This window comes from Mycolicibacterium neworleansense (genome assembly GCF_001245615.1).
GTDB classification, from domain to species: Bacteria; Actinomycetota; Actinomycetes; order Mycobacteriales; family Mycobacteriaceae; genus Mycobacterium; species Mycobacterium neworleansense.
Genome location: NZ_CWKH01000002.1, coordinates 692,028 through 712,021, shown reverse-complemented (window position 1 = coordinate 712,021; position 19,994 = coordinate 692,028). Strand labels below are relative to the sequence as shown.

Below are 19,994 nucleotides of genomic sequence, written 5' to 3'. Positions count from 1 at the left end.
CTCGGACTGTGCCCTGGGATCGCGCTGATTTGGAATGATGCTGCCTTGAGGGGGCACAGAGTGGATATCTTCGAGGTTCATCGCAAGCTGATCGATGACTACCGCGCATTTACGACCGGCGGGGTCGACATCCGCGACGAGCGGATTCGCGAAGTCGTCGAGCAGGGCCTCGCCGACGGCCGTCAATGGCCCGAGCCGTGGGTCTCGCTCAACCCCATGTTCGCCTCGGGTGGCACCATCGACGAACTGGTCACCGAGGGGCTTCTCGACAAGGGATGCTCGTACATCTTCCGCGAGAAGCAGACGGTCGAGGACCGGGGCTCGGGCCCGATCACCTTGCACAAGCACCAGCGCGATGCCGTTGAAACCGCGCGCACAGGCAAGTCTTATGTCTTGACCACCGGCACGGGATCGGGAAAGTCCCTGGCGTACATCGTGCCGATCGTGGATCACGTGCTTCGGCTCGGCAGCAACCGACCGAAGGGTGTCAAGGCCATCATCGTCTATCCGATGAATGCCCTCGCCAACAGTCAACGCGATGAGCTCCGCAAGTTCCTGGTGCATGGCTTTGGCGATGGCAATGAGCCCGTCACTTTCGCCCGCTATACCGGTCAGGACGACGACGATGACCGTGAGAGGACCCTCGCCAACCCACCGGACATTCTGCTGACCAACTACGTGATGCTGGAACTTCTGCTCACTCGTCCCAACGAACGCAAAGCGTTGATCGGTGCGGCGCACACACTGAAATTCCTGGTGCTTGACGAGTTGCATACCTATCGTGGCCGGCAGGGCGCTGACGTTGGCATGCTGGTTCGCCGGGTGCGCGACGCATGCGGATCGGGCGATCTGCAGTGCATCGGTACGTCGGCGACGATGGCCTCCGGCGATTCGATCGCCGAGCAGAAGGAGGCCGTGGCCCAGGTTGCCACGCAGATATTCGGGGATGAGGTGACGCCAGACCGCGTCATCGGAGAAACCCTCACCCGTGCAACAGCCGCAGGTGAGCTGACGGACGTGAACCTGTCCGAATCGTCGTACGAGCACCTGGCGAACCACTCTTTCGCCGGTTGGATTGAGGACGCGTTTGGCTTGAAGGTTCAAGAAGGCCAACTCGTACGCCAGCGGCCGCAAAGGGTCTCGGAGGTGGCCCGGGAACTGGCGAAACGTGTTCAGGTGAGCGAGGCTGACGCTTCCGCGGCAATCCGGAACGTGCTGCTGGTCGGCTCGAACGCGATCGACCCAGCCACAAAACGACCACTGTTCGGATTCCGGCTCCACCAGTTCCTCTCGAAAGGTGAGGGCGTCCTGGTGTCATTGGAACCTGAAGGGCAACGCCATATCTCGACGTCCTATCAGGTGAAAGTCCCAGGTAAACCTGACCACTTGCTGTTGCCGGTGAGTTTCTGCCGTGAATGCGGTCAGGAATACATCGTGGTCACCCGGATCAACCGCGGGGACCGAACCGTCTACCGGTCGCGAAACGATCGGGAGGTCGCCGATAGTGACGGCGACGGCTATCTCTATGTCTCTTCTGATTTCGGATGGCCACAGGACCCTGAAGCTGAGGAACGCTACCCAGAATCCTGGCTGGAGCAGGGGCAGCTCAAACCCAATATGGTCAAGTACCAGCCCCGGCGGGTGCGGGTCTTGGCTGACGGCACTGAAACGAATTCCGGTGGCACCGAAGCGGCGTTCATTTCCGGGCCGTTCCGTTTCTGCCTGCGTTGTGCGGTCGCATACCAGCGGGCCGGTACGACGGATTTCGCCCGGTTGGCGCCGCTGGATGCGGAGGGCCGGTCGTCGGCGATGACGATGATCAGTTCATCGATCGTGCGCAGCCTCAAAGGCCTTCCTGAAGATGCGCTGCCGAACGATGCGCGGAAACTGCTGACCTTTGTCGACAACCGCCAGGATGCGAGCCTGCAAGCCGGACATTTCAACGATTTCGTTCAGGTGACGCAGTTGCGGGGCGCCCTGTATCGAGCGGTTGCCGACGAATCTGACGGCCTCACTCACGAGGACGTCGCCCGCAGGGTTACCCAGGCGCTCGGACTGGACTTCGCCGAGTATGCGTCGAGTGCCGAAGCGGAATTCGGCATGCGACGTAAGGCCGAGTCGGCTCTGCGCGCGGTTGTGGAGTTTCGTCTGTACGCGGACTTGCAACGCGGCTGGCGCGTCACGATGCCGAACCTTGAACAGACCGGCCTGCTGCACATTGAGTACGATTCTCTGCAGGAAATCGCGGCCAGCGAGAAGTTGTGGGCTGAAACACATCCCGCGATTAGGGACGCAGATAGCGTGACTCGCCACGACGTGTGTTTCAACTTGCTCGAGCAGATGCGACGCGAGCTTGCGATCGACGTCGAGTGCCTCTCCGAGTACGGCTTCGAGCGGGTGTTCAACCAATCCACTCAGCATCTCGTCGAGCTGTGGCAGCTGACCTCCTCGGACAAGCTGGGACACAACAGCAAGATCGGGATCACCGACACTTCCGACCCGCGCACCCGTACCTTGGCGCCCCGGATAACCCCGCGCTCGGCGATTGGGCGTTATGTGCGGGAGAAGCTGCGTGACCACGACGGGCTCCGGTTGAGTGAAGCAGACACCGGACTGGTTCTCGGGCAGCTGCTTTCAAGGCTGGAGAAGGCGGGCCTCCTCGTCGATGCGATGGATGAGGTGCGCCCGGGACTTGGCTATCGGGTGCGTGCGGCGGCATTGATCTGGAAAGCCGGTGACGGGACGGCCGGTGTTGTGGATGCCACCCGCAAACGGGTCGGCGGCGACGGTGGACGGGTCAACCGGTTCTTCCACGATCTGTACCGCGACACCGCGGTGACACTGCGGGGGTTGCGCTCGAAGGAGCACACCGCCCAGGTTTCGACCGTGGACCGGGAACGGCGCGAAGGCGAGTTCAAGGAGGCCGAGCTTCCGTTGCTGTTCTGCTCGCCGACCATGGAATTGGGCGTGGACATCAAGGGGCTGAACGCCGTCGGGTTGCGCAATGTGCCACCGACGCCGGCGAATTACGCTCAGCGCAGCGGCCGAGCGGGCCGAAGCGGGCAGCCCGCCCTCGTGGTGACCTACTGCGCCAGCGGCAACTCCCATGACCACTATTACTTCCGGCGTTCCGAAGACATGGTGGCCGGTTCGGTCGCGCCACCGCGGCTCGACCTGGCGAACGAGGCGTTGCTGCGCTCGCACCTGCACGCGATCTGGCTGGCGGAGACGGACGAGCATCTGAATTCGAGCATGCGGGGTGTGCTCGATCTGGATGCGCCGGGATTTCCGATCAAGCACGATATTAAGGAGTTCCTGACAAAGGATGGTGCGGTGGCGCGGGCGACCGCACGGGCGGAGCAGGTGATCGAACCGCTGAAGCCCGGTCTGCGTGAGACCACCTGGTGGACCGACGACTGGGTCGAGCGCACGATGCGATCGGCATACCGAAAGTTCGACGAGGCGTGCGATCGGTGGCGCGCCCTCTACCGGGCAGCGCAGGCCGACCGGGCGAAGTTCCACGCGATCGTCGGTAACCACAGCGCCAATACCAAGGAGATCGAGGGTGCGAAACTCCGCCGCGCCCAGGCGGAGAACCAGCTGCGGCTGCTCGTCAATGAGGACACCGGCCAGCTCTTCTCCGACTTCTACACCTACCGCTACTTCGCGGCCGAAGGGTTCCTGCCTGGTTACAGCTTTCCGCGGTTGCCGCTGGCAGCTTTTATCCCCGGACGCTCCGGTCCGAAAGACGGCGATTACATTCAGCGACCTCGGTTCCTTGCAATCAACGAATTCGGCCCCAATGCCCTTATTTACCATGAGGGTTCGCGCTACGAAGTGGTCCGTATCCAGCTGCCGATGGATTCTTCGAGCGAGGGGAATCTGGTCACCAGCTCGGCGCGTACCTGCGAGGCGTGTGGGTATCACCACGACCGCGGCTCGGGGTTGGAACTATGTGAGTACTGCGGCAGCGTTCTCCCGTTGGCCAAACCGGGGCTCATGCGGATGGAGACCGTCTTCACCCGCCGTCGCGAACGTATTTCCTCGGACGAGGAGGAACGCCGGCGTGCAGGATTCGAGATCGCCACCTCGTTCCGGTTCACCCCCAATCACAATCGGGATGACGCCACGGTCGCTGATGCGAATGGTCTGATCGCAGAACTGGCCTATGGCGATACGGCGTTGATCCGCCGCACGAACCTGGGTCGTCGCCGCCGCAAGAAGACAGGTGAGCAGGGATTCTGGCTTGACCTGGCTCGCGGAACCTGGCTATCGGAAAAGGCTGCCGGTGATCTCGATGACGATGACAGCGACTACGAGGACGTCGGGAAGGTGAAGCTGAAGGACAGGGTCATCCCGTACGTGGAGGACACCCGCAACATCATGTTGTTTCGGGTGGCGGGCCCGATCAGCGACGAGATGGCAGTGACGCTGCAGTACGCGTTGGAGCGCGGCATCGAGGCGGTGTTCCAACTTGAGGATTCAGAGCTGTCGTCCGAGCTGTTGCCCGACCCTCAAGAGCATGGACGGACATTGTTCACCGAGTCCGCCGAGGGCGGAGCGGGGATCCTGCGCCGAATCGTGTCCGAACCCGACGCGCTGGCGCGGGCGGCGCGCAAGGCATTGGACATATGCCACTTCGATCCGGATGGCACCGACACGAATGTTGACTGTGTGCAGGCCTGCTACGACTGCCTGCTGTCCTATGGAAATCAGCCGCACCACGAGCAGATTGACCGTCATCTGGTTCGCGAGATTCTTATGCGACTGGCAGGCGCGGCCACCACTCAGAAACCGCGGGCAAAGGCAGAAGACCTGGAGCGGCAGTCCACCTCGATCCTTGAGCGGGACTTTCTGGAGTACGCCAAGACACGAGGGCTTCGGCTGCCGACCGAAGCCCAACGCAAGATCGACGCGCTCAAGGTCCGCCCGGATTTCGCCTACCGCCTGGACAACGGACTGGCCGTTGCGGTTTTCCTTGATGGCCCGGTGCACGACGCTGAGTCGGTGGTCGAACGAGATGCGGCCGCCGAGGAACGTCTGCTGGATGCTGGTTGGGAAATAGTCCGATTCCGCTACGACGATGACTGGGATGCGATTGTGCGTGGTCATGAATGGGTGTTCGGCAAGCTCAAGGAGACTGCACAGTGAGTTTTGCGCCGGGAGCCCTGGTCACTGCACGGGGCCGGGACTGGGTGGTGCAGCCGGACAGCTCCGAGGACTTCCTGGTGCTGCGCCCGCTTGGTGGGCGCGACGACGATATCGCCGGGGTGTTCCTCTCCGAGGGCGTTCAATCCGCGACGTTCCCCGCACCGTCGCCGGACGATCTGGGTGACCACCACAGTGCCACCTTGCTCAGAGACGCGGTCAAGGTCGGATTCCGTTCCACCACCGGGCCGTTCCGTTGTTTGGCGTCGATCAACGTCGAACCGCGCGCCTACCAGTTGGTGCCCCTCATGATGGCGTTGCGTCAGGACGTGGTGCGGCTGCTCATTTCCGACGACGTCGGCATCGGCAAGACCGTCGAGGCGGCGCTGATCGCTGCCGAACTACTGGAAACCGGTGCCGCACAAGGCCTCGCGGTGCTGTGCAGCCCGGCGTTGGCCGAACAGTGGCAGACCGAGCTGCGGCACAAGTTCGGTATCGAAGCCGAGTTGGTGTTGTCATCCACCGTGACCCGCTTGGAACGCGGACTGATCGGCACCGAGTCGCTGTTCGACCGCTACCGGCACGTGGTGGTATCGACCGACTTCATCAAATCGCCGCGGCACCGTCACGAGTTTCTCCGCACCTGCCCCGATTTGGTCATCGTGGATGAGGTGCACACCTGTGTTGCCGCGTCCGGGCTGTCGCGTAGCGGCCGCACCCTGAGGTACGACCTGGTGCGGGACCTCGCCGACGATCCGCGCCGGCATTTGATCCTGGTGAGCGCAACCCCGCACAGCGGCAAGGACGAGACCTTTGAGAATCTGATCAAGCTGCTGGACAAGGGCTTCAACCTTGCTGAGTTGGACACCGCCAAAGGCCGGGAGAAGCTGGCTCGGCATTTCGTGCAACGCCGGCGCGGCGACATCAGGAAGTACCTCGACCAGGAGACTCCGTTTCCCAAGGAACGCAAGGCAGCCGAGATTGCATACGCACTGAGCCCCGAATATCGAGCACTCTTCGACCAGGTTCTCGACTATGCCCGCGAAACGGTTCGCACCGGCGACGGCGGCGTGGCGCGCCGGGTCAACTGGTGGTCAGCGTTGGCACTCCTGCGGGCGTTGGCGTCCTCACCGCGTGCTGCGGTGCAGACTCTGCGCACCCGGGCCGCCGCACTGGAGGCACAGAACCTTGCTGATGCGGATCGGATCGGCCGGGCTGCCGTTCTGGACTTGCCGGACTTGGACACGCTGGAATCGGCGGACTCGACCCCCGGTGCCGACTCCGGATCGCCGCTGGCTCGCAGGCTCACCGTGTTCCGCAAAGCCGCCCAAATGCTGGAAGACAAGGACACCAAGGCCGCCGAACTGGTCAAGGTGGTCAAGAAACTCCTTGCCGACGACTACAACCCGATCGTCTTCTGTCGCTTCATCGACACCGCCGAGTATGTCGCCGAAGTTCTGTCCGCGAAACTTGGACGAAAGGTGATGGTTCAGGCCGTGACCGGAACGCTCCCACCCGAGGAACGCATCGCTCGGATTGACGAGCTGACGGCGATCGAGGGGCATCACGTCCTGGTCGCCACTGACTGCCTGGCCGAGGGCGTCAACCTGCAGAACGACTTCCAGGCGGTGGTGCATTACGACCTGGCCTGGAACCCGACCCGCCACGAGCAACGTGAAGGCCGGGTCGACCGGTTCGGCCAGCAGCACGACGTGGTGCGGGCAGTCACGCTGTACGGCAAGGACAATCACATTGACGGCATCGTGCTGGAGGTGCTGCTGCGCAAGCATGAGCGCATCCGCAACGCCACAGGTGTCTCGGTGCCGGTGCCGGACAACAGCGATGCCGTGGTGGAGGCGCTGATGGAGGGCCTGCTGCTGCGCGGCACGGCGGCCGAACAGCTCTCCCTCGACCTGGAGGTGTCGCAGCAGCGCGACTCGCTGTACGCCGAATGGGACAGCGCCGCCCAGCGTGAGACTGAGAAGCAGTCGATGACGAAGTACGCGCAGGCGGCGATCAAAGAGACCGAGGTTCAAACGGAACTCGACGATGCCCGCGCCGGGCTGGGCAGCCATGCCGAGGTCAAGGATCTGACCCGGACGGCGCTGGCCGAACTCGGGTCGACGATCGTCGACCGAGCTGACGGATTCGAGGCGACCACCGGAAGCCTTCCGCTCGGCTTGCGAAATGCGTTGCCGCTCGGCAAGTCCGATCCGCTGTTCTTCGCCGACGACCTGCCGGCAGGCAGGGGAGACGCCGTGCTGCTGCGCACGGACGAGACGGTGGCGGCCGTTGCGGACTATGTGCTGCAATCGGCGCTGGACCCGATGCTGCCCGCCAAGCACCGGCCGGCACGCCGCTGCGCCGTCATCCGTACCCGCGACGTGTCCAAACGCACCGCACTACTGCTGGTCCGCTACCGCTTTCACATGGAGCTGCCGTCCAGAACGGGTCTGCGCCGGTTGGTGGCTGAAGACTTGCTGCCGCTGGCGTACGTGGGATCACCGGCCAATCCGCAATGGTTGGACGACCCGGAGGAGTTGTTCGCCGCCGCGCCGTCGCAGAACATCCCTGAGCAGCAGGCGCGTTCGGCGGCCGCCAGAACACTGTCCGAGCTCGATCAGCTGTCGGCTCACCTGGTGAAGGTGGGTGAGCGGTTGGCGAGCGACACGTACGAATCGCACCGCCGGGTGCGCCAGGCCGGCCAGGAGTTGGTCCGAGGCCTGAAGGTGACGGCCGAGCCCAATGCCGACATCCTCGGCGTGTACATCTACCTCCCGGAGGTAGTGGCGTGACCGATGCGTTCGTTGGGGTCCGGGTGCAGGGCGGCCTGATGCCGGCCGGAGCGCTGACCCGTATCGCCACCGGTGACATGGATGGCTCGGCGCCGGCCGACTACCATCTGGCCGGCGGGGAGTCGGTACGCGACGCCGCGAACCGGGTGTGGGCCTACATGCGGGGGGTGTGGACGCGGTTCCAGGACGAGCTCGGTGACGATGCCGCAACCGGACTCACCCGCGACCGGTTCCTGCTGCCGCTGCTGAATCAGCTTGACTACGGCCGTGTTCCACCCGCACCCGTCGGCGGGCTCGCGGTCGATGCCGACCCCGACAAGCGTTACCCGATATCGCACCTGTGGGGCGACGCCATTGCGATCCACCTGCTCGGCGCCGGGGTGGACCTGGACAAGCGGTCGGCCGGGACGGCGGGTGCGGCGAAGTCTGCGCCGCAGTCGATGGTGCAGGAGTATCTGAACCGCGCCGACACGCACCTGTGGTCGATCCTCTCCAACGGTCGGACCCTGCGGCTGCTGCGCGATTCGACTTCGCTGACCGGCTCGGCGTACATCGAGTTCGACCTGGACGCGATCTTCAGCGGCGAGTTGTTCTCCGATTTCCTGCTGCTGTTCCGGATGTGCCACCAGTCGAGGCTGGTTTCGCTGGATGCCGAGATAGGACAGGCCTCATGCTGGATGGAACGCTGGCGTGAGGCCGCCGCGCAGACCGGCACCCGAATGCTGGACCAGTTGCGGGACGGCGTGGTGGCGGCGTTGGAAACGTTGGGCAACGGGTTCCTCACCCACCCGGACAACCAGCATCTGCGCGAGCGGATCGGCTCGGGCGAACTGGCGGTGAGCGACTTCCACCATGCCCTGCTGCGGGTGGTGTATCGGTTGCTGTTCACCTTCGTCGCCGAGGACCGCGGCGTACTGCACACTGCCGACGCGGAGCCCGGCGCACGGGAACGCTATGCGCGGTTCTTCTCGACGGATCGACTCCGCGACGTCGCACGTCGGCGGCTCGGGGACCGGCACACCGATCGCTGGCAGGCACAGGTGTTGGTTTGGCGCGGCCTGGCCAGCCCGGACGGCATGCCGGAACTCGGCCTGCCCGCGCTCGGCGGCCTCTTCGAGAACGGCCCACTGGACTTCGCGCTGGACTGCAGGATCCGCAATGCAGATTTCCTGAGTGCGGTGCGGTCGATGTCGGTGGTCAAGGGGAAGTCGGACCGATTGTGGAAGGCCGACTATCGAAACCTCGACGCGGAAGAACTCGGCAGCATCTATGAGTCGCTGTTGGAGTTCCATCCGGTATGGAATCCGGTGGAGCGCAGCTACTCTCTGCTGGAAGCCGCGGGCAACGAGCGTAAGGGGACCGGCTCGTACTACACGCCAACATCTTTGGTGGAATGTCTACTTGATTCGGCACTGGAGCCGGTGCTCGACCGCGCGGCCGCGGCAACCGACCCCGAGGAGGCACTGCTCGCGATCACGGTGTGCGACCCGGCCTGCGGCTCGGGCCACTTCCTGGTGGCGGCGGCCCGGCGGATCGCGAAATGTCTTGCCGCGCACCGAAGCGGTGAATCCGAGCCCCCGCCGAAGCAGGTACGCGCCGCGTTGCGGGATGTCGTCGATCGGTGCGTGTACGGGGTGGACGTGAACCCGCTGGCGGCGGAGTTGGCGAAGGTGTCGCTGTGGCTGGAGGCGGTGGAACCCGGCAGGCCGCTGGCGTTCCTCGACGCCCAGGTCAAGTTCGGCAACGCGCTGATCGGCGCCACCCCGGCCGTGTTGGCCGACGGCATCCCCAACGAGGCGTTCGCGGCGATCGAGGGGGATGACAAGAAGACCGCGGCCTCGCTGGAACGGCGGAACAAGCTGGAGCGTGACCAGCCGCTGCAGGACGACCTGTTCGGCGGAGTTACCTCGCCAGCATTGAGCAACTCCACGCTTGCGACGCAGATGCGGGCGGTGCTTGGTGTTTCCGCCTTGTCGCTTGCCGATGTTGCGGTGCAGCGCCAGCGGCTGGCAAGTTACTCGGAGTCGCGGGAGTATCAGCACCAGAAATTGATCGCCGACACCTGGTGTGCCGCGTTCGTATGGCCGAAGACGCCGGATGCCCCGACGGCGGTGACCGAACGCCAGTTCCGTGACCTCCTGGGCGACCCCGACGCGCTGAAACCCGAGCAGCGCGACGAGGTGCAGCGGCTGACGGCGGAATACCGGTTCTTCCACTGGCACCTGGAGTTTCCGCACATATTCTCCACGCAAGGATCAGGTGACCTCCATTCGGTCGCCGGCTGGGGCGGCGGTTTCACCGCGATCTGCGCGAACCCACCGTGGGACAAGGTCGATTTCGAAGACAAGAAATACTTCGACAGCGTCAACCCCGAGATCGCGAACACCACCGGGACTGCCCGCAAGGCCAAGATCGAACAATGGATTCTCGCAAACTCCGCAGCCGGAGCGCGTTACCGAGCCGCGCGCCGGAAGGTGAAGGGAACACTCCACTTCGCCAAGAGATCTGGCGTGTTTCCCGAGATGGCCAAACCGGTCAAGGGGGTCAACTCGATCCAGCTCGATCATCTGTTCGCCGAACAGATGACATCGATCACCCACCCACAAGGGCACTTTGGTGCGCTGATTCCGACGACCATTGCCAATGGCGCCGGCGCGCAACACCTGTTCAAAAGCCTGGTTGATCGGGCGGCCATCTCGGCGATCTTCGACTTCGAGAATGCCGAGGAACTGTTCAAAATCCATCGCAGCTACAACTTCTGCATGATCGCCGCGTCGGGTCGCGGTGCTCGTGAGCCGTCGATGCGGCTCGCGTTCGGCCTGCGCAACGTGAAACAACTCACCGGCAATCGCATCTTCGAGCTGACCCCGGAGGAGATCCAGCTCCTCAACCCGAACACCGGCACCCTGCCGACCTTCCAGACCCGCCGTGACGCCGACATCACCCTGGGCATCTACCGCCGCGTTCCGGTCCTGGTTGTCGATGACGACCCCACGGGCAATCCGTGGCAGATCACGACTAAGCGCCTGTACGACATGACCGACGACTCCCACCTGTTCCGGACCCGTGCCGTGCTCGAAGATGAGGGCTGGACGCTGAACGGCAACGTCTTCGAACTCGACGGCAAGCGGATGCTGCCGTTGTATGAGGGCAAGATGGCGCACCACTATGACCATCGCTGGGCCACTTTCAGCGATCCTGACAGTGAGGAGCCCCGCGAGCTGACGTTGTCGGAGAAATCCGACCCCGACTATGTCGCACTCCCGCGGTACTGGGTACCCGAATTCGACGTTCTGACAGGAAAAGTCGATCGGCGTGGGCTACCGGCATACGACAAGGGCGTGAGCGCGAGGCTGGCGGAGGTCCAGTGGGGCCGGGGCTGGTTGCTGGGCTGGCGGGATGTGTGCCGCGCAACCGATGAGCGGACGGCCATCGCAGGCTTCATCCCTCGTGCGGGTGCAGGCCACACAGAGCCGCTGCTCTTCTCGGAAATGTCACCGACACTGACGGCGTCTCTGGTCGCGGCATTAACGTCATTCCCCGTGGATTTCGCATGCAGGCAGAAGATTGGCGGTATCCACCTCGCTGTCATGACCCTCAAGCAGCTACCGCTGGTATCTGTGGGTGTCGCCCAAGCTCACGCTGGCTTCATCGTGCCGCGGGTTGCCGAACTTGCCTGCACGGCAACAGACATGGCGGATTTGGCGGTCGATCTCGGCTATGACGGTCCTTTGGCATGGGACGAGGATCGGCGCGCAACGCTCCGTGCAGAACTCGACGCGTACATGTTCATCCTCTACGGAGTGGCACGCGAGGACGTCGAGTACATCATGGATTCCTTCAGGACCGAGTCCGGTGGGCTGAAGAACAACGAAATCGCCAAGTACGGGCGGTATCGATCGAAGGAGATGATCCTGGAGAAGTTCGATCGGCTGTCGGCGGCCGGGTTGAGCATCGACAATCCCGTCGAGACCGCGGAGCTGTAAACGATGCTGCCCACGCTACCGGTGGATTGAACGATGCCCCGCCCGGTCCCCACCACGGTTGCCCACTTCACCCACCTCGACAACCTGGCTCGAATCGCAACAGAAGGCCTGCGGTGCGATTCGGACGCGGACGACGGGGTGTGCGTCACCGAGGTGGGGGAACCGTCGATCAAGGCCAGGCGCAGGCATCGCGCCATCAAGGTAGCTCCGGGAGGAGTCGTGGCCGATTACGTGCCGTTCTACTTCGCCTCTCGCAGCCCGATGCTCTTCTCGATCCACGCGGGTGGGGTTCCGTCGTTCACCGGCGACTCACACGACGTCGTCTATCTCATGACGACGGTTGAGAAGCTTCAGGCGGCCGGGTTGTCGCTCGTCTTCACTGACCGCAACGCGGTGCTCGAACTGGCTCGACACAGCGTTCAGGTATCCGACCTCGACACGTTGGTCGACTGGACGTTGATGAAGGCGACCTATTGGTCCAACACCGATGACGACCCGGACCGCAAAGAGCGTCGGATGGCTGAATGTTTGGCGCACCGCGCCGTGCCATGGTCAGCCCTCAGCGGGATCGCGGTATTCGATGCCGCCCGGGCGGCTCGCGCCCGCCATATCCTCGATAGTGTGGCCATTGACAGCCCACCCATTAATGTCAGACCCGAGTTCTACTTTTAACCACGTGGAGATACCGCCATGATCACCAGCGAGGAAGGCAACCTGCTGCAAGCAGATGCCGATGCCCTGGTGAACACGGTTAACACCGTCGGCGTGATGGGAAAAGGCATCGCGCTGCAGTTCAAGAAGGCCTACCCCGCGATGTTCAAGGAGTATGCGCGGGCCTGCAAAGCCGGGGACGTGCAACTCGGGCACATGCACATCTGGGAAACAGGTGCCCTGGACGGGCCGCGGTTCATCATCAATTTCCCGACCAAAGGCCACTGGCGTGCGCCCTCGAAGCTGCCGGACGTTGTCGCGGGCCTTGCCGACCTGGTTGCGGTGGTGCAGAAACGTGAGATCACGTCCATTGCGATTCCACCACTCGGCTGCGGCAACGGCGGACTGAACTGGACGGACGTGAAGCCGCTCATCGTCAACGCATTCGCAGACCTGCCTGGCGTCGACGTCAAGATCTATCCGCCACACGGCGCACCGGCCGCATCGGAAATGCCCAACGCAACTGTGCGGCCAAAGATGACTGTCGGCCGCGCATCGCTGGTGTCATTGCTGGCGCAGTACTCGCGCTTGGCGGTCGGGGCTACGCCGGTCGAGATGCAAAAGCTGATGTACTTCCTGCAGGAAGCTGGCGAGCCGTTGAATCTCAAGTTCGAGCCGGGCCGTTACGGTCCGTACGCCGACAGCCTACGGCACGTATTGTCCACAGTCGAAGGGCATTTCATCACTGGGTACGGTGATGCAAGTGCGCCCGTTCTGGAAGCCGAGGCGATGAAGACCTTGCCTGGCGCCGAGGAGGAAGCCGACCGCGTTCTCGCCGACCATGTGCAGACCGGCGAACGGGTCGATCGGGTGATGCAGATGATCGACGGATTCGAGTCACGCTATGGCATGGAGCTCCTGGCATCGGTGCACTGGGTGACCTCACACGATGCGGCTGCTGCAGGCGACTGGCGCGAAGCCGTCGAGCAGGTACACCGGTGGACACCCAGGAAGAAACTGACGTTCACCGCCGAGCATATCGAGACCGCCTGGAATGCGTTGCGCGAGCGGGAATTGACACCGAGGGTCTGAGTTGGCGCTCGGTCGCACGCGCCGTTACAAGTGGCCATCCAGGAACGGGCTCGGCTTACCGTTCCATGTCACCACCAGGTCCTCCCGCGCACGGGTGCAGGCAACGAACAGCAGGCTGCGCTCACGGAGCAGATCCATGGCGTACGCTCGCTTGTCGAGGTCAGAGGACCGGACTGCCTTAGGCAGCGGAACAGCTCTATCGCTGACTCCGGCGGCGAGAACACATCGGAATTCCAGGCCCTTCATCCGGTGCATCGTTCCCACCGCCACTGCGGCCTGATCAGAGTTCGGCAGTGTCTGAACAGCGATGTTCGCTGCCGTCAACTCCTCGGCGATTCGGTCGGCATAGGAGTTGGTACGGGCGGCAATTCCGATCTCGTTCGCCGCCACCCCGCCGTCGAGCCAGCCTTGGACGGTGTCGCCGATGTAGGACAACTCTTGCTTGCTCGTCGTGAAGCCACGCAGTGTCGGCGGGGCACCGTGTACATCCGAGCGGCAACCCGCCAGGGTGTCGAGCCCGTCATCGAGGTCGTCGATCTGTTCGCCGCGCATCATGCCGAGACTCCAGGCAAGGATTTCGGCGGTTGTTCGGTAGTTGATCTTCAATCGGCTGGATCGCCCTGAAATCCGAATGTTGAGCGTTCGCAGGCTCACGTAGTTGTTATAGATCCGCTGGTGCGAGTCGCCCGCGATGAACATGTCGTCTGGTCCTTGCGGCACGATCGCGCGCAGCAGTCGCCATTGCATTGGACTCAGATCTTGAGCTTCGTCGATGACAACATGGCGGAATGGCTTGGTGCCATTCCGCGCTGAAATCCGATAGGCCTCACGGAGAACCGACTCATGCGTCCATAGCTTCCGCTCACGGAGCGCTGATTCGAAGTCCTCGATCAGTGCCCACACCGCCTGACGTTGGCGGCCTGAGAGGGCGAGTCCTCGGCCGGACCGTTGCGAATCAAGATACTGTTCAAGGGATTCGATGTTCTGTGCGAGCACTACGTCGCGCCATTCCAGGCCGAGGAACGTCGCGGTGAACCCGGCGCCGCGCTGGTTGATCAGTTCCTGCCATAGTTCCGACTGCTGCTGTTCGTCCAGGATGGTGAGATACCCATGCTCGTCACGCACAATCTGGTTGGCCAGCTTGTCGACGTGGACCACGTCAATCCGGTTGCGCACGTTCGATTCACGTCCGGGTGAATCCGACAACAGGACCAGCCCGGCATCCAGCGCCGCTGACAGTGTTGACGTGAAGGTGGTGAAGAGTACGCGCCCGTCGTTGCGCTCGGCCAGTCGGAACGCACGGTGCAGTGCAACCACGGTCTTGCCTGTCCCGGGTCCTCCGGTTACCCGAGCCGGGCCGGAGAACGATTTCTCGGCAAGCAGTTGCTGAGACGGGTGGAGAAAGACCCGCCACCAGTCGAGCGGGCGATCAAACACGGACAGCAACTCCTCCGGCCCGTCCACGACGACGATGCGGCTATGAGTGCGTTCAGCCGCTGCGTTCAGATCCGTGGTATCCACTGACTGCGGGGTAAGCGCCGCAACCTCTGCCCATACCTCGTCTGGGGAAAGGCCGGCGGCAAGTCCATAGAGAACATCCCATTGCGACTGTGGCACGAATGGTTTCGCGGCTTCGAGCTGAGCTGTATCAGTTAGGGTGCGGGCAAGTTGCAGCACCGATTCATCGACTCCGAGCCGGGTGAGTGTGCTGTCCTTGACGTGAACTAAAAGCGGCGCGGAATCAGTGGACTCGGGTTGGCGTTCCGTGAGCTCTTGCAGGGCTGTGACGTCCCGCAGTTCGATGACGCCTGTTGCAGGGTTCACCGCCACTGTCCGTCTGGCGGCCCAGTCGTAAGCCTCATCATGCCCGCGCACCGTCAGCAGGATGTAGAAATCTCCGTCGTCGAGTTTCAGAACCACCCCGCGCCAGTACTTGTCAATCCGGATTGAGTGCAACCGCTTGTCCCGGGCAGCCTTGATCGGCTCCAGGTGGATTCCAGTGTGTGTCGCCTCGGCGAATTTGCCGAAGACGTCGCGAACTTTCGCCGCAACCGGGCGATCGAGTTTTGCGAATTCCAGCAGAAAGTCCTTGTCGATACCGAGCTTCGCCAACGCTGACTGTCCAATCTGAGCGGAGAGATGGAGCAGAAACCAATCTAACGAATTTCACTCGGTTAACAGGTGGGTAGGGCGGCATCGCTTCTAACCGGGTACGCACGATGCGGTAACCTCGCGATCAGCGTGTTAGCCGGTTGGGGGATTGGCATGGCAAACGAACTCGAAGTCGATGCTGGCGGCCTGCGGGTCGCGGCCACCAGCAGCGATGTCGTCGCGGCGACCGAACTGAGCGGCGCACAGGCCTGCAGCCCAGCATCCTCGCAATCCAGCGCGGCCGGAGTCGCCGCGGTCAACGCGGCGCTCACCCGAATGCGGGAGCGTCAGCGGGAGCTGATGAGGGGTCAGGCCGGCGACCTCTCGGTCAGCAGTGCCCGTTATGACAGCACCGACTCCGACGGGCACGATGCGATCACGGTGACCGTGTGAGTCCAGCTTCCTCCGATGACAGCGCAGGGTTGACCCGGTCGAAGATCGAGAACTGGGACACCTCCTATCTGGACACCGCGGCGACCGAGTGGCGGCAGGCAGCCACTCGTTCTGAGGGTGCGTTCGCTCAGCACCGCACCAACATCGCTTCACCGGGTGGCACCACCTGGGAGGGTGATGCGAAAGACGCGGCCCTGGATCGGGTGACCGCTGATTGCGTGGTGGTCGGCAATCAGAGCACTGTCCTGCGGGAGGCCGCCGATATCGCCGAGAACGGCCGCCGCGACGTCACCACCGCCCGGTCCGAGGTAGTCACCGCGATCAAAGCGGCCGAGGATGCCGGGTTCAACGTCGACGAAGACCTTTTGGTGACCGACGCCCGTAGGTGGGACATCACCACGATCGTCGAGCGGAACAAGGCCGCTGCGGAGCACGCCGAGGACTTTCGCTGATATGCCGACGGGCTTGTTCAGGCCGACACGTTCGTCGGTGAACGCTTGCAAGCCAAGGCCGTTATTCTTCGCGTCCTACATTTCTCCGGAGCAGGCGCTCGAGGCTTGGGATACTGGCCGAAGGACTCCTAAAGAGTCGTTTGCTGCGCTACATCAAACCAGCAAATCAGAAGGCAACGCGATCTGAAAGCTATCACGGATGAACGGGGCGCCTCCCGCTGGATCACCAGTTACGTCCGTCTCGGTTTCCTTTGCCACGGTAAGGTCTCGCGCGATCCACGCCGCCGGCGTCCCCGCCAGAAGCTGACCGCCATCCCCACCGCCCCGCCGATCAGGGCCAGCAGCCAGACCAGATGCGCCGCGATCAACACCCCTCGGTGAGGTGAGGCGGGGTGGTCGCCGCCGATCCGGTACACGGCGATATCGCCATCCCGATATGCCACCGGAAGATCCAGTTCGGCAGGCACACCATTGGTTTCGACCACCAGCCAGCCGACACCGGCGTCGGCCATTGTCCGGCGATCGGCGCCCGAACGCAGCAGATCCTGGACTTCGCGGGCGCGTGTTCCCTCGCCGGGTACCACCTGACCGCCGATCACCAGATCGCCGGTCGAGAGCACCTCGGCGCGCAGGCACCGGGGCAGCGGATCGAGCACCGGTGCGGCACCGGTCCAGTAGAACAACCTCATGCTGTCCGGTGGGAGGGCCACCACCGGTCGGGGGTCGGCGTTGATGTGGGCGGCCGCGGCCGCCCAGCCTGCCGGGTACTGCACCGCGCGCATCTGATTGCCCACACCCCAGGCCAAGTCGGGCAACACCGCGATCAGCGCCGCACAACCCACCGCGGCCGAAGCCGCCAACGGCACCCGCAACCGGCGCAGCGTCACCGGAGCGGCAGCCGCGGCCAGTGTGTAGCCGGGCATGGCCAGGGCTACCCACTTCTGCCCGTCGCGCAGCACGCCGAGGCCGGGAACGGCGCGGATCGTCGCATCGACGAACGCGAGCCCGGGGCCGGTGGCCATCGCCGCCGGGATCAGAACCGCCACCGCGGCCAGCACCAGCAGCGGTAGCACCGCGCGGTCGCGCGCCACCACCGGCAGACCCAGCGCCACGATGCCGAGCAGCACGGCAGTCGCCACTACCGCGAAAAGCGTTGTGCGCGAATCGGGTACCGCTTCGCCGTTCCAGATGCCGCCCAGGCCGGCCAGGCTGCCAAGGGTGGCCAGGCCGGGTTCGGCTCTGGCGGCGAAGGCGTGGACGCCGGCCGCCGACTCCGGCGAGGACACTGTTCCACCGACGGCTGCGGACACCAGCCAGGGTGTCGCGGCAAGGACAGCGGCCCCGAGTGCGAGGGCGCAGGCCCGCAGCCGCGTCCATCCGGCGCCGGGGGCCGCGACGCACACGAGCGCGACCGTGGCGGCCAGCATCAGGCCCGTCGGCGTCAACCCGGCCAACGCGATCCAGAACAGCAGGCCCCACGCCGCCGCAGCGCCCGGCATCGTGCGCAGCCGCAGCACACAGACCGCCACCCAGGGCAGGCAGCCATAGCCGACCAGCAGGCTCCAGTGCCCCTGCAGCAGTCGTTCGGCCACATACGGATTCCAGATGGCCAGAGTCGCCGCGAGGAACTGGCCGGGTGGACCGGACCCAAGGACTGTCGAGGCGAGCCGCGCGGCGCCCCAGCCGGCCAGCCAGAGGCCCGCCACCAACAACACCTTGACGACCACCCCGCCGTCGAGCACGGCGGAGGTCAGCGCCACGAAGAAGTCCTGGGGCAGCGCCCGCGGCGCGGCCTCGGTCAGTCCCAGCGCCGCATCGGTCAGATACGAGCGCGGGGTGGAGACCGCGTCGCGCAAAAGCAGATAACCGGGCCCCAGCAGGGGCCCGGTTACCAGTAACGACAGTGCCAGCGCGTAGGCCGGCAGCAGGGCGGAGCGAAGACGCAGATCTACCGGTCCGGTGGTAGGTCGGACGGCCGTTGAGCCGGTAGTTTCTCGGTCTTGGCCTCGGCGCCGGGCACTTGGAAGCCCTGGGTGTTGAAGAAGCCGTGGTCGGCGGTGTCGAGGCCGGGATCGATCAGCGTGGACTCGGCGCGCACCGCGAACGAACCCACCACCGCGCCACCGACCAAGGCCAGCAGGCCCAGCGCGGTGAACGTGATCGGCAGGACGCGGGTCCACAGCGACACCCGGTCACGCTCGTCCTGAGCAGCCGCGACCTGGGATTCCACGGTCTCCTCGTTGTAGGTGACCTTGTAGTCGACGTAGGTCACCTCGGGCTTGAGAGCGTCCCGTGCGTAGTACTGATAGCCGTGGTCCTGCGCCTTGACGATGGTGCCCGACATCGGGTCCACCCAGAAGGTGCGCTGCGCGGCGTAGAAGCGGTCCATCGTGATCCGCTCGTCGGGTTCGCCGGGCACACCCCACATCGCCGCGCTTGCGGTGACCGAGCTGTCGGCGTCGTCCTCGTAGAGCGAGGAGTACTTCACGGGCTCGGCCAGCTTGCCGTCGGAGTCATAGCCCACGTTCTGGATGAACCGGTAGGTGGTCAATCCGTTGACGTCTTCTTCACCGTCGTAGTTTGCGTCGAACGGCTTCTGCGCGATCGGGTCGAAGAACGGGTACGTCTTCTTCTCGGTGTCGAACGGGAACCGGTAGGTCAGGCCCTCGTGCGGCAGCGCGACATTCGTCGGCGGCTTCTCGTCCTCGATGGCCCGGGGCTTCTGCAGCGCCCCGCCCGGGTTGTTGTCGCTGGACACGGCCAGCGCCGTGCTGCGGTCCATGGTGACGGTGTCGACCATCGCCAACAGCAGGCCGGAGTCCTTCTGCCGGTCGGTGCGCTTCAGCGTGCTGCCCACCTGCAGCGTCACCACCTCGGCGTTCGACGGAGACTCCACGCTGACCTGCTGCTGCAGTGCCACCGGCACGTTGCGGTCCACAGAGAACTTCTCGGCCACCAGCGATTCCGGATCGAAAGCGGTCGCGGTCCCCTCGCTGACCAGGCTCGCATCCAGGTTGAGCGGGATCTTGGCGATCTTGCCCTTGGTATAGGTGGTCAGCAACAGTGCGGCAATCAGCAGGGCTGCTCCCAGCCCCATCAGTCCGCATGCCGCGATACGCAGCGCCACTGCGCGGTTCAAACCGGGCCTCCTTCAGTGTGGGCCAACTCGTCGTGAGGCAAACCCGTTCGACCCTAACAGCACTATTTAAGGCCATCACTTACTCCGGTGACATCGCGCGGGTGCGTTGACCCGCAGTTTGGCGGGGTTGCCACGGCGCGGCACACTGGTCGCCGTGGCGACCGGAGCATCGGACCCGGACACCGGT

The 19,994-nt window shown here is 64.1% G+C and carries 10 protein-coding genes; 7 read left to right on the top strand and 3 right to left on the bottom strand.

Annotated elements, in window-relative coordinates:
- The first annotated feature begins 60 nt into the window (after positions 1–60).
- The 5 genes from BN2156_RS19035 to darG are packed head-to-tail and all read left to right on the top strand — an operon-like array spanning position 61 to position 13,672.
- Positions 61–5,151 (top strand): DEAD/DEAH box helicase, encoded by a 5,091-nt coding sequence (locus BN2156_RS19035; protein WP_090516535.1) that lies wholly within the window; start codon positions 61–63, stop codon positions 5,149–5,151.
- Entirely contained in the window at positions 5,148–7,943 is a 2,796-nt protein-coding gene (locus BN2156_RS19030) for a DUF8741 domain-containing protein (RefSeq protein ID WP_090516534.1), read from the top strand. Before BN2156_RS19035 ends, BN2156_RS19030 begins: the two co-directional genes overlap by 4 nt.
- Positions 7,940–11,929, top strand: a complete 3,990-nt coding sequence (locus BN2156_RS19025) for an Eco57I restriction-modification methylase domain-containing protein (protein ID WP_235625411.1) — start codon at positions 7,940–7,942, stop codon at positions 11,927–11,929. Before BN2156_RS19030 ends, BN2156_RS19025 begins: the two co-directional genes overlap by 4 nt.
- A 33-nt stretch (positions 11,930–11,962) precedes the next feature.
- Positions 11,963–12,601, top strand: coding sequence for a type II toxin-antitoxin system toxin DNA ADP-ribosyl transferase DarT (gene darT / locus BN2156_RS19020; protein WP_090516533.1), 639 nt, complete (start codon positions 11,963–11,965; stop codon positions 12,599–12,601).
- Positions 12,602–12,619: 18 nt separating this feature from the next.
- A complete protein-coding gene (gene darG, locus BN2156_RS19015) occupies positions 12,620–13,672 on the top strand; it encodes a type II toxin-antitoxin system antitoxin DNA ADP-ribosyl glycohydrolase DarG (protein WP_090516532.1) in 1,053 nt (350 codons plus the stop codon).
- 24 nt (positions 13,673–13,696) lie between these two features.
- Here darG and BN2156_RS19010 read toward each other — a convergent pair whose 3' ends face one another.
- On the bottom strand, positions 13,697–15,784 hold the full coding sequence (locus BN2156_RS19010) for a UvrD-helicase domain-containing protein (protein ID WP_090516531.1): 2,088 nt from the start codon (positions 15,782–15,784) through the stop codon (positions 13,697–13,699).
- 153 nt (positions 15,785–15,937) lie between these two features.
- Between BN2156_RS19010 and BN2156_RS19005 the strand changes: the two genes are divergently transcribed.
- Together BN2156_RS19005 and BN2156_RS19000 are read left to right on the top strand one after the other, a co-directional pair.
- Positions 15,938–16,216 carry a hypothetical protein gene (locus tag BN2156_RS19005; protein WP_090516530.1) on the top strand — a complete coding sequence of 93 codons (279 nt, stop codon included), beginning with the start codon at positions 15,938–15,940 and terminating at the stop codon, positions 16,214–16,216.
- Positions 16,213–16,668: a hypothetical protein gene (locus tag BN2156_RS19000; RefSeq protein WP_235625410.1), complete on the top strand. Its 456-nt coding sequence runs from the start codon at positions 16,213–16,215 to the stop codon at positions 16,666–16,668. Before BN2156_RS19005 ends, BN2156_RS19000 begins: the two co-directional genes overlap by 4 nt.
- Positions 16,669–16,898: 230 nt before the next feature.
- Here the strand turns inward: BN2156_RS19000 and BN2156_RS18995 are convergent, their stop codons facing one another.
- Both BN2156_RS18995 and BN2156_RS18990 read right to left on the bottom strand, forming a co-directional pair.
- The gene (locus tag BN2156_RS18995; RefSeq protein ID WP_167346317.1) at positions 16,899–18,593 is read right to left on the bottom strand and encodes an MmpA family trehalose lipid delivery protein; all 1,695 of its coding nucleotides are present in this window, start codon (positions 18,591–18,593) and stop codon (positions 16,899–16,901) included.
- Between the two features lie 23 nt (positions 18,594–18,616).
- Entirely contained in the window at positions 18,617–19,807 is a 1,191-nt protein-coding gene (locus tag BN2156_RS18990; protein WP_090516529.1) for a cell envelope lipid trafficking protein PgfA, read from the bottom strand.
- Positions 19,808–19,994 lie beyond the last annotated feature (187 nt).